General features: G+C 68.5%; 11 protein-coding genes. All 11 read right to left on the reverse strand.

What is annotated here, in order from left to right:
• Window positions 1–52: 52 nt before the first annotated feature.
• Complete coding sequence (locus ACT54X_RS01835) at window positions 53–967, reverse strand: SDR family oxidoreductase (RefSeq protein WP_294374078.1); 915 nt, start codon at window positions 965–967, stop codon at window positions 53–55.
• Between the two features lie 134 nt (window positions 968–1,101).
• Window positions 1,102–2,043 (reverse strand): glutathione S-transferase family protein, encoded by a 942-nt coding sequence (locus tag ACT54X_RS01840; protein WP_294374081.1) that lies wholly within the window; start codon window positions 2,041–2,043, stop codon window positions 1,102–1,104.
• A gap of 116 nt (window positions 2,044–2,159) precedes the next feature.
• Complete coding sequence (locus ACT54X_RS01845; protein WP_476344678.1) at window positions 2,160–3,830, reverse strand: isovaleryl-CoA dehydrogenase; 1,671 nt, start codon at window positions 3,828–3,830, stop codon at window positions 2,160–2,162.
• Between the two features lie 69 nt (window positions 3,831–3,899).
• Window positions 3,900–4,916 (reverse strand): NADP-dependent oxidoreductase, encoded by a 1,017-nt coding sequence (locus ACT54X_RS01850; protein WP_476344680.1) that lies wholly within the window; start codon window positions 4,914–4,916, stop codon window positions 3,900–3,902.
• A 15-nt stretch (window positions 4,917–4,931) separates the two neighbouring features.
• Entirely contained in the window at window positions 4,932–5,366 is a 435-nt protein-coding gene (locus tag ACT54X_RS01855; RefSeq protein WP_476344682.1) for a PaaI family thioesterase, read from the reverse strand.
• A 51-nt stretch (window positions 5,367–5,417) separates the two neighbouring features.
• A complete protein-coding gene (locus ACT54X_RS01860; RefSeq protein WP_476344683.1) occupies window positions 5,418–6,215 on the reverse strand; it encodes an SDR family oxidoreductase in 798 nt (265 codons plus the stop codon).
• Window positions 6,216–6,252: 37 nt separating this feature from the next.
• Window positions 6,253–6,468 carry a hypothetical protein gene (locus ACT54X_RS01865; protein WP_295524613.1) on the reverse strand — a complete coding sequence of 72 codons (216 nt, stop codon included), beginning with the start codon at window positions 6,466–6,468 and terminating at the stop codon, window positions 6,253–6,255.
• A complete protein-coding gene (locus ACT54X_RS01870) occupies window positions 6,468–8,300 on the reverse strand; it encodes an acyl-CoA dehydrogenase (protein WP_476344686.1) in 1,833 nt (610 codons plus the stop codon). The genes ACT54X_RS01865 and ACT54X_RS01870 overlap by 1 nt, the downstream gene beginning before the upstream one ends.
• A 76-nt stretch (window positions 8,301–8,376) precedes the next feature.
• The gene (locus tag ACT54X_RS01875) at window positions 8,377–8,802 is read right to left on the reverse strand and encodes a PaaI family thioesterase (protein WP_294374101.1); all 426 of its coding nucleotides are present in this window, start codon (window positions 8,800–8,802) and stop codon (window positions 8,377–8,379) included.
• A gap of 31 nt (window positions 8,803–8,833) precedes the next feature.
• Entirely contained in the window at window positions 8,834–10,009 is a 1,176-nt protein-coding gene (locus ACT54X_RS01880; protein WP_294374104.1) for an acetyl-CoA C-acyltransferase, read from the reverse strand.
• Window positions 10,006–11,508 (reverse strand): M20 family peptidase, encoded by a 1,503-nt coding sequence (locus ACT54X_RS01885; RefSeq protein WP_476344689.1) that lies wholly within the window; start codon window positions 11,506–11,508, stop codon window positions 10,006–10,008. Before ACT54X_RS01885 ends, ACT54X_RS01880 begins: the two co-directional genes overlap by 4 nt.
• Window positions 11,509–11,521: the final 13 nt, after the last annotated feature.

Genomic DNA, 11,521 nt, shown 5'->3' on the forward strand with positions numbered 1-11,521 from the left:
GACCTCGGCCTTGCTCGCCTGCAAGCGAGCCCTCCGCCGAAGGCAGTCCCGCTCAACCGCCGCGCAGTTGCGCCTTCAACTGCGCCCCCACCTCCGGCCGCTCCAGGAAGGGATCGGCCGGGTTCTGGATGGCGACGATGTTCTCCATGCGGCTCTTCACGTTGCCCAGGGCCTTGGCGCCCGTGTGGCTGAAGACATAGAACTGGTTGTCGCTGATGGCCTGGAAGACCTTGTGCGCCACTTCGGCCGCCGTGACCTTGCCGCTGGTGACGGCCTTCTCGGTCATCGCCTGGCCGATGAGCTGGCTCTTGGTCAGCTGGCCTTGCGCGAGCGAGCCGCCGGGCCGGTTGCGCTCGCTGTGGGTGATGCCGGTGGGCACGAAGTACGGGCACAGCAGGCTGGCGCCCACCTGGTCGGTCACCAGGCGCAGGTCCTGGTACATCGTTTCGGTCAGGCTCACCACCGCGGCCTTGGCGGCGTTGTAGATGCCCATGTTGGGCGGCGTCAGCAGCCCGGCCATGCTGGCCGTGTTGGTGATGTGGCCGCGGTAGGCCGGATCCTTCTCGGCGGCCTCCAGCATCATGGGCACGAACAGGCGCACACCGTGCACCACGCCCCACAGGTCCACGCCCAGCACCCACTCCCAGTCGGCCACGGTGTTCTCCCACACCAGGCCGCCGGCGCCCACGCCCGCGTTGTTGAAGACGAAATGCGGCGCGCCGAAGCGCTCCTTCACCGCGGCGGCCAGCGCCTCCATTTCGCTGGCGCTGGAGACGTCCACCTTGCGCGCCATCACCTGCACGCCGGCGGCCTTCATCTCGGCCTCGGCCTTGTCGAGTGCATCCTGCTGCACGTCGACCAGCACGAGGTTCATGCCGCGCGCGGCACCGATGCGCGCGCACTCGAGGCCGAAGCCGGAAGCGGCGCCGGTCAGCACCGCGGTCTTGCCGTGGAAGTCCTGGATCATGGAAGTCGGTCCTTTTGCCGTTGTCTCTGAATGCGGATGAAAGCCGCTGTGCGAGCGATTGGAGCGCCCGCGGTGCCGGCGGGCTGTCCTGCAGGCGACGTTGACAGACTGGTCGCCAACCGCCCTGGTTGCGGTCAGCCCGCGTCCGCCGCCTTCAGCACATAACCCGTACGCGGAAAGTGCACGTGCAGTGCGCCCGCGCGCTCATCCTCGCGTGCCAGCGTGAAGTGCGTGCGGGTGGCCGCCACGAGCGTACCGGCGGTTTCTTCCAGGCCGAAGCTTTCGGCACGGATCGTCACCGCGCTGCCCAGCGGGATGCCGTGGTCGTCCTGGAAGGTGCTGTCGGTCAGCAGGGTCTTGGGTGCGGCGGCCTTGGCGATGGCCAGCGCATCGGCCGAGCTGATCTTCTCGAAACTGCCGTGGCCGATGGCCTTGATGCGGTCCATCCAGTCGACCACCGCCGGCGTGAGCTGAAGGATGGACTTCACGGCATTCACGCGGCTGGTGTACCAGAGCGGGTGATAGGCCGCGAAGTCGGCGATGCACGGCACCTCGCCCAGCAGGTGGCTGCGGTCGTCCAGCATGTCGGACAGGCGCCGCAGGTAGTTTTTGTACGCCGCAGCCGCATCGGCCGGCCGGATGCGCGTCATGTTGCCCGCGCTCATCTTGCCGCGGTCCTCGCCGAAGACCTTTGCCGCTTCGGCCGGGAGGTTTGCAAAAAGTTCGGCCGCGCCTTTGGGCTGAAGGTTCCAGGCCATGGCGGCCCAGAACAGCGTGCTGTCGGCCCATTGAGCCACGATGCGGGCCAGGCCCTTCTCGGGCTCCGGGTAGAGCGTGGGTTCCGGATGCAGGTGTTCGAGCACATCGGCGATGAGAGCAGTATCGCAATACACGTCGGCCCCCACCTGAAGCACCGGCGTGCGGCGGTAGCCGCCGGTCAGCGCCACAAGGTCAGGCTTTGGCATGACCGAGGGAATGATGACCGATTTCCAGGCCAGCTTCTTGTGGCCGAGCAGCAGGCGCACCTTCTCCGAGAAGGGTGAGGCGGCGTAGTGGTGCAGGATGATGTCTGCCATGGAGACTCCGGAAAAGGCGGCGGCATGGCGCCGGATTCAGCGGCGCAGGCCGCTGCGTGGGTCGGATGCGAAGAACGGTGGGCCGGACCGGCGATGCGGCCCGGCAAAGGGCCCGCTCAGCGCGGCATGGCCCGGGCCAGGATGGCATCGAAATCGGCGCCCTCGCCCAGTGTGCCGAAAGTCTGGCCCCAGTCGCCACCGATGCGCGAGGCACAGAAGGCTTCGTGCACCGCGGCGGGTGCCGTCTGCACCAGCAGGGCCGCCTGCACGGCGAGCGCCACGTCCTGCGCCAGGCGACGGGCCTGCGTCTCGGTGGCCATGGCCTCCACGCGCATGGGCAGGGCGTCCATCAGCCGGTCGAGCGCGGGATGCGCGCCGCGGGCGGGAGCGAGTTCCTCGGCCAGCGCGGCGGCGATGTCGCCCTTGCGCAGGGCGCGCAGCAGGTCGATGGCCATGATGTTGCCGGCGCCCTCCCAGATGGAGTTGACCGGCATCTCGCGGTAGATGCGGGCCAGTACGCCTTCGCCGCCCTCCTCCACGTAGCCGTTGCCGCCCAGGCATTCCATCGCTTCCTGCGCCAGCGCGGCGCCGCGCTTGCAGATCCAGAACTTGGCGATGGGCGTGAGCACGCGGGCCAGCAGGCGCTCGCGCGGATCCTGCGTGCGGTCGAAGGCGCGCGCGAGGCGGATCGACAGGGCCACGGCCGCTTCGCTCTCGAGCGCCATGTCGGCCAGCACGTTCTTCATCAACGGTTGCTCGATCAGCGGCCGGCCGAAGGCGCTGCGCTGCGCCGTGTGGTTGAGGGCCTGCGCCAGCGCCTGCCGCATCAGGCCGCTGGTGCCCAGCGAGCAGTCGAGCCGAGTCATGGTGCCCATCTCGAGGATCTGCGGCACGCCTCGGCCTTCCTCGCCCACCAGCCAGGCCGTGGCGCCGTGGAACTCGACCTCGGAACTGGCATTGGCCTTGTTGCCCAGCTTGTCCTTCAGGCGCTGGATGCGCAGTGCGTTGCGCGTGCCATCCGGCAGCACCCGCGGCAGGAAGAAGCAGGTCAGCCCGGCCGGCGCCTGCGCCAGCACCAGGAACGCATCGCACATGGGCGCCGAGAAGAACCACTTGTGGCCGGTCAGCACATAGCGCTCGCCCCAGGCATCGGCGCCGTCGCGCACCGCCTGCGTGGTGTTGGCCCGCACGTCCGAGCCACCCTGCTTCTCGGTCATGCCCATGCCCATGGTCACGCCCGGCTTGTCGCGCCAGACGGCCAACTGCGGGTCGTACCAGCGGCTCTGAAGCTTGGCCGCCCAGTCGGCGTAGATGGCGGAATTGCCGCGCAGGCCGGGCGTGGCCGCATAGGTCATGGAGATGGGGCAGAGCATCGAAGGCTCCAGCTCGGTGAAGAGCATGAAGCCGGCGGCGCGCTGCACGTGCGGCGAGCGGCCTGCGCCGGCCGATGCCGGATCGCCCGCCTCCGCCCACGGCGTGCCGTGCAGCCCCGCGCCCACGGCGGCCGTCATCAGCGCGTGGTAGCTGGGATGGAACTCCACCTCGTCGATGCGCCGCCCGAAGCGGTCGTGCGTGTGCAGCACCGGCGTGTGCACATTGGCCAGGCGCGCATGCTGCTGCATCTGCGCCGTGCCCACCTCGCGACCCAGCGCCAGCAGGGGCGCCAGTTCCAACGCCGGCGCGTTGAAGCGCAAGGCGTCCTGCAACGCGCGGTTGGTGGCGAACAGGTCGTAGTCCACCAGCGGTTCAGGCTGGTTGAAGACCTCGTGCGTGACAAAGGGGTTCATGCCTGCCTCCTGGCCTCGGTGCCGGTTGCGGTGCCCGGCGCTCCGGCCGGGCGGGATCAGCACGTCAGATCAGACCAGCTTGACCAGCTGCTTGCCAAAGTTCTTGCCCTTGAGCAGGCCCAGGAAGGCCTCGGGCGCCTTCTCGATGCCTTCGGCGACAGACTCGCGCGGGCGCAGCTTGCCGGTGGCCACCAGTGTGCCCAGCTCCTTGAGCGCCTCGGGCCACACCTCCATGTGCTCGCTGACGATGAAGCCTTCGAGCTTCACGCGGTTGATCAGCAGCAGCGTGGGGTTCTGGATGGGCAGCGGCTGGCCGTCGTAGCCGGCGATCATGCCGCACAGTGCGATGCGGGCAAAGGCGTTCAGGCGCAGCAGCACCGCGTCGAGGATGTAGCCGCCCACGTTCTCGAAGTAGCCGTCGATGCCGTCGGGGCAGGCTTCCTTGAGCGCGGCGCTCATGCTCTTGACGTCGGGGTGCTGCCGGTAGTCGATGCAGGCGTCGAAGCCCAGCTCGTCGGTCACGTACTTGCACTTGTCCGGACCGCCCGCGATGCCGACCACGCGGCAGCCACGGGCCTTGGCCAGCGCGCCGAAGGCGCTGCCGACGGCGCCGCTTGCGGCCGTGACGACCAGCGTCTCGCCCGCCTTGGGCGCGATGATCTTGACCAGGCCGTACCAGGCCGTCACACCGGGCATGCCCACCGCGCCCAGGTAGTGCGACAGCGGCACATGCGTGGTGTCGACCTTGCGCAGCACGCCGGGCTGGTTGGCGTCGACCACGCCGTATTCCTGCCAGCCGCCGAAGCCGACCACCTTGTCGCCGACGGCGAATTTGGGATGGCGGCTCTCGACCACCTCGCCCACCGTGCCGCCCTGGAAGGTCTGGCCCAGGGGCTGCGAGGCGGCATAGCTCTTGGAGTCGTTCATGCGGCCGCGCATGTACGGGTCCAGGCTGAGGTAGTGGTGGCGCACCAGCACCTGGCCGTCGGCCAGAGCCGGCGTCTCGCCCACGACGAGCTTGAAGTTCGACAGCTCGGCCTCGCCGGTCGGGCGGTTGTCCAGATGGATCTGCTTGTTCTGCGGCATGGTTGGCTCTCTCTGTCAGTCGGTGGAAAGGGGTTTGAGGTCATGCACGCCCCGGCCATCGACCGGCAGACGCTTGACGTACTTGAAGGTGCCGGTAGCGTGCGTGCACAGCCGGCCGGCTGCGTCGACGATGCGCGCCTCAGTGAAGGCCATGGTGGCCGTGCGGTGCATCAGGCGGCCATAGGCCACCAGCGGTCCGCGGGCGGGCTGCATGAAGCTGGTCTTCATCTCGATGGTGACAACGCCGATCTCCCGCTGCACGCTGCGTGCGGCGGTGGCCATGGTCACGTCGAGCAGCGTCATGCAGGCGCCGCCGTGCGCCACCTGGAAGCTGTTGAGGTGCTCATCGGCCGGCGTGTAGTGCAACTCCGATTCCCCGCCCTCGAAGCGGTGCATCGTGAAGCCCAGGTGGTGGACGAAGGGAATGTCGACGCCGAAGGAAATGTTCATGGTCTGGAAGGCTGCCGCACGAGGCGGCGCGGGTTCGATGGAAAGGCGGGCTCAGGCCGCGCCCAGCACGACACTGGTGCCGCCATCCACCGCCATCCACTGGCCGGTGATGTGCTTGCCCGCGTCGCTGGCGTACAGCAGCGTGATGCCCTTGAGGTCTTCATCATCGCCCAGGCGATTGAGCGGCGCGGCGGCCTTCATGTTGTCCTCGCCCAGCTGGTCGATCAGCCCCGAGGCCATCTTGGTGCGGAAGAAGCCCGGACAGATGGCATTGACGTTGATGCCATGGCGGCCCCACTCGGCGGCCAGCGTGCGGGTGAAGCCGATCACCGCGGTCTTGGAGGTGTTGTAGGCCAGGGTCTTCATGCCGATCGGATTGCCGTTGAGGCCCGCGATGGAGGCGATGTTGATGATGCGCCCGGTCTTCTTGGGGATCATGTAGCCATTGGCGATCTGCTGGCTCAGGATGAAGTAGCCGCGGACGTTGAGGTTCATCACCTTGTCCCAGGCAGCCACCGGATGCTCCTCGGCCGGGGCACCCCAGCTGGCGCCGGCGTTGTTGACCAGGATGTCCACGGCGCCCATGCGCTCCAGCGTCTCGTCGGCCAGGCGGCGGGTGTCCTCTTCCTTGCTGCAGTCGGCAGCGATCCAGCGCGCATCGATGCCGGCCGCCTGCAGCTCGGCCGCGGCCTGCTCCAGGTCCTCGGCCTTGCGCGAACTGAGCATGACCCGCGCGCCGGCCTCGCCCAGCGCATGGGCCATCTGCAGGCCCAGGCCGCGGGAGCCGCCGGTGATCAGGGCGACCTTGCCCTTGAGGTCGAACAGTTGCTGGACGGTGCGTGCGGTCATGGGTGAAAGGTCTCCAGAATTAGGGCCGCGGACGGCCTCAGGGCTTGATGCGGGAACGGATGTAGATCAGCACCACGCCGGCCAGCACGGCCACGCCGCCCGGCACGCCGATGGACCAGCCCAGCGGCTCGTCCTGGCGGGCGGTGGCGATGCCCAACACCACCGTGAACAGGCCGGCATAGATCAGGATCCAGCTCAGCTTCTCGGTCCAGTGGCGTTGCTTGGGCGGGCGGACGGGTGCTTGGGAGGTCATCAGAAGGCGTCTTCGGGAAGGTCTGCGCAGACCGGTTCGCGGCTCTCGACCACGTTGAGCCAGGCGCCGATCTTGGGCAGTTCGTAGCGGAAGAAGTAGGTCGCGGCGCCGAGGCGGCCGGTGGTCGACACCGAGGTCGCGCCATTGTCCTTCTCGATGGCCTTGTCAGCGACATCCAGCCACATCCACGCCAGGACCATGTGGCCGAAGGCCTGCATGTAGGGCACGGCGTTGACCAGCGCCTCGGCCGGGTTGCCGGTGGACCAGGCGGCCTGGATGGCGGCGGTGACGCGGCCGAAGGCCTGGCCCAGCGCATCGGCAAAGCCGGCGAGCTCGGGCCGGGCCGCGGCGCGGCCGATGGTGGCCTGCACGCGGGCGCCCAGCAGTTGCAGGCCCTTGCCGCCTTCCATCAGCACCTTGCGGCCCAGCAGGTCGGCGGCCTGAATGCCGTGCGTGCCCTCGTGGATCATGTTCAGGCGGTTGTCGCGCCAATACTGCTCCACCGGGAAGTCGCGCGTGTAGCCATAGCCGCCGTGGATCTGGATGGCCAGCGAATTGGCCTCCAGACACCATTCGCTGGGCCAGCTCTTGGCGATGGGCGTCAGCACTTCCAGCAGCAGGCGGGCGTCGTCCGCGGCCTCGGGCCTGCCGGTCTTCTGCTCGTCCACCAGGCGCGCGCAGTACAGCTGCAGCGCCAGCGCGCCTTCGCAGTACGCCTTCTGCGCCAGCAGCATGCGGCGCACGTCGGCGTGCTCGATGATGCGCACCTGGGGCCGGGTCGCGTCCTTGCCGGCGGGGCCCACGGGCCGGCCCTGCGGCCGGTTCTTGGCATAGTCCAGCGAAGCGTGATAACCCGCCATGCCGAGCATGACAGCGGCCGTGCCGACGCCGATGCGGGCCTCGTTCATCATGTGGAACATGCAGGCCAGGCCCTGTCCCGGCTTCCCGACCAGGTAGCCCACCGCGCCGGCGTTGCCGCCGACGGGGTACTTGCCTTCGCCGAAGTTCAGCAACGTGTTGGTGGTGCCGCGCCAGCCCAGCTTGTGGTTGAGGCCGGCCAGCGCCACGTCGTTGCGCTCGCCGGTCAGCCTGCCCTCGGTGTCCACCATCTTCTTGGGGACGATGAAGAGCGAGATGCCCTTGACGCCGGGGATCAGCTTGCCCTCGGCATCGGGGATCTTCGCCAGCACGATGTGGACGATGTTCTCGGTCAGCTCATGGTCGCCGGCGGAGATCCACATCTTGTTGCCCTTGAGCCGGTAGCGCGGGCCGAGCGGATCGTTCTCGAAGCCCTCGCCGTCCGGCACCGCCCGCGTGGCCACGTCCGACAGCGAAGAACCGGCCTGCGGCTCCGACAGGCACATGGTGCCGGCCCAGCGGCCCGAGAACTCGTTGAGCGCGAACACCTGCTTCTGCATCTCGGTGCCATGCACCATCAGCAGGTTGGCATTGCCGCTGGTCAGCATGTTCGAGCCGATGCTCACCGAGGCCATGGCGAAGAAGGAGTTGGCCGCCGCCTGCACCGTATAGGGCAGCTGCATGCCGCCGATGTCGTAGTCCTGCGCGGCGGCCATCATGCCGCTCTCGACGAAAGCCGCATGGGCCTCGTGCGTGGCGCGGGGCAGGATCACCTTCTCGCCGTCGAAATGCGGCTCCTCCACGTCCACCGTGCGATTGGCCGGCGCGTACTTCTCGCGGGCGATGCGCTCGCAGGTGTCCAGCACGGCATCGAAGGTCTCGCGCGAATGGTCGGCGAAGCGCTGACGCTCGTTCAGGCGCTCGGCATGGAGCCAGTCGTACAGCAGGAAGTCGAGGGTGTCGCGATAGCTCATGGTTGTCTCGTCGTGAAGAAGACCGCGCCCGTGCTTGACGCGGGTTTGGCGCAGTAGCGGCCTGGACGCCTTGTGTTCAGCCCTGCGCCGAAATCAGGGCCATCGTGCCAGCCGCCTTGACGGCCAGCGTGCGCTGCCCATCGGCTGCGACGGCGTAAACCTCAGCCTCGGCGAAGCTCAGCTGACGCCCCGCACGCAGCACCCAGGCCTCGCACTCCAGGCGCACACCGCGGGCGCCTCGCAGGAGGGTGGTCTTGAACTCAGCGGTGACGATCCAGAAACCGTCGGGCGCCATGGTCTGTGCCGCAGCCCCCATGGTGTGGTCCGCAATGGAGGCCATCACACCCGCATGCACCACGCCCGTGTGCTGCAGGTGGCGCGGCGCGAGCGTGAGCGCCGTGCGCACCCGCCCTGCTTCGCCGCCCGTGGCCTGCACGCCCAGGTCGGCCATGAAGGGCGCACTGGCGAAGAAGCCCTGCAGCGTGGGCAGATCGACCTTCATCGCCATGCCTTCGGTACGCGTCCGCTGAGGATCAGAGAACCTCGAACACGCCGGCAGCACCCATGCCGCCGCCGATGCACATGGTCACCACCACCTTCTTGGCACCGCGGCGCTTGCCTTCGATCAGCGCATGGCCGGTCAGGCGCTGGCCGCTCACGCCGTAGGGATGCCCCACCGCGATGGCGCCGCCGTTGACGTTCAGGCGGTCGTCCGGCAGGCCGAGCTTGTCGCGGCAGTACAGCACCTGCACGGCGAAGGCCTCGTTCAGCTCCCACAGGTCGATGTCATTGACCGTCAGGCCCAGCTTCTTGAGCACCTTCGGGATGGCGAAGACCGGGCCGATGCCCATCTCGTCGGGCTCGCAGCCGGCCACCGAGAAGCCCAGGAAGCGGCCCAGGGGTTTGAGGCCCTTGCGCTCGGCATAGGCTTCGTCAACCACCACGCAGGCGCCGCCGCCATCGGAGAACTGGCTGGCATTGCCGGCCGAGATCAGGCCGCCGGGGATGGCCGGGCGGATGCCGCTGATGCCTTCCTTGGTGGTGCCGGGGCGGATGCCTTCGTCGTTCTCGACGGTGACTTCCTTGGTGATCAGGCCCAGCTGGCCGTCGGCCACGCCGGCGAGCACGGTGATGGGGGCGATCTCGTCCTTGAACTTGCCGGCTTCCAGCGCGGCGGTGGCGCGCTGCTGGCTGCGCGCGCCGTACTCGTCCATGGCCTCGCGACCGATGTTGTAGCGCTTGGCCACCTGCTCGGCGGTCTGCAGCATGTTCCAGTAGATCTCGGGCTTGTTCTTCACCAGCCAGGGATCCGTCAGCATGTGCTTGTTGGCCTCGTTCTGCACGCAGGAGATGCTCTCCACGCCGCCGGCCACGTACACCTCGCCCTCGCCCGCGATGATGCGCTGGGCGGCGGTGGCGATGGTCTGCAGGCCCGAGGAGCAGAAGCGGTTGATGGTCATGCCCGAGGTGGTGATGGGCAGGCCGGCGCGCAGGGCGATCTGGCGCGCGATGTTGCTGCCGGTGGCGCCTTCGGGCGTGGCGCAGCCCATGATGACGTCGTCGACCTCGGCGCCATCGATGCCGGCGCGCTGCACCGCGTGCTGCACGGCATGGCCGCCCAGCGTGGCGCCGTGGGTCATGTTGAAGGCACCCTTCCAGCTCTTGGCGAGCGGCGTACGGGCGGTGGAAACGATCACGGCGCGGGTCATGGTGTCTTCCTTTGAATGGAGGCGGAAACGGAAGCGGGCTGCGACGCGTTGCGCAGCAGCTGCTGGTAGAAGCCGATCATGTCGCCGTAGGCGGCGATGCTCAGGCGTTCGTTGGTGCCGTGGAAGCGAGGCAGGTCCTCGTTGTTCACACGGATGGGCGAGAAGCGGTAGACCGCCTTCGAGATGCCCGTGAAATGGCGCGAGTCGGTGGCGGCGGTCATCAGGCCGGGAGCCACCACCGCATCGGGAAAGCGCTCGCGGATGCTGCGCTCGATGAGCGCGTAGCCCGTGCTGTCGGTGGGCGAGACCGGCGACGGCTCGGCGTTGCCGGGATAGGCCTTGATCTGGATGTCGTCGTCGGCCAGCGCCTTCTTCAGGTGGGCCTGCACGCTTTCCAGCGTGTCGCCGGGCAGCACGCGGAAGTTGACGGCGGCCTCGGCGCGACCGGGCAGCACGTTGTCCTTGTTGCCGGCACGCACGATGGTCAGTGCGGTGGTGGTGCGCAGCATGGCGTTGCTGCTGGGGCTCTTTTCGAGCTGGCCGCGCACCAGCGGCTCGGTGAGCCACAGGTTGGAGAGCATCACACGATTGAGCGGGCTCATCTCCGGTGCCAGAGTGCCGAACATCTGGCCTGCCACGCCGCGGATGCCGCCCGGCATGGGCGCCGCTTCGAGCCGCGCCAGCGCCGCGCTCATGCGGCCGATGGCGCTGTGTGCGGGCGGCATGGAGGAATGGCCAGGCGAGGTGTCGAGCGTGAGGAAGAAGGTGCCATAACCCTTCTCCGCCAGGCCGATCAGCGCCGCCGGCTTCGACAGGCCGGGCAGCACGCCGTCGAGCACCAGCAGGCCCTCGTCGAGCACCCACTCCAGCTCGACGCCGCGCGACTGCAGCAGCTCGGCGATGGGCTTGGCGCCGCGCAGACCGCTGACTTCCTCGTCGTCGCCCATCACGAAATAGAGGGTCTGGCGCGGCTGGAAGCCGGCGGCCAGCAGCGACTCCACAGCCTCCAGCTGGGCGAGCAGGTTGCCCTTGTCGTCCATGGTGCCGCGGCCCCAGATGAAGCCGTCCTTCACCTCGCCAGCGAAGGGATCGACGCTCCAGGCACGCTCGGTGCCGGGCGCGATGGGCACCACGTCCTGGTGCGCCATCAGCGCCGCCGGCATGGCCTTGGGGTCACGCCCTTCCCAGGTGAAGAGCAGCGCATGCCGGCCCACCACCTCCTTGCGCAGCGCACCGTGCACGCGCGGGAACTGCTGGGCCAGGTATGCCTGGAACTTGTCGAACTCAGCGCTGGACTCGCCGGAGCCGTCCATCGCCGAGATGGTGCGAAAGCGGACCGCGCCGGCCAGCCGCTGCGCCGCCGAAGCGAGGTCGACGTCCGCCTTCGGCGCGGGCGCCACGGCAATCTGCCGCGAGCCCTGGCGCCAGGTGTTGATGCCCAGCGCCGCGGCAAGAAGCACCAGCGCGGCGAGAACGATCAGCAGAAGGCGGCGGATCATCGGCGGTCGGTTC

Source organism: Pseudacidovorax sp. DMC4 (genome assembly GCF_056314265.1).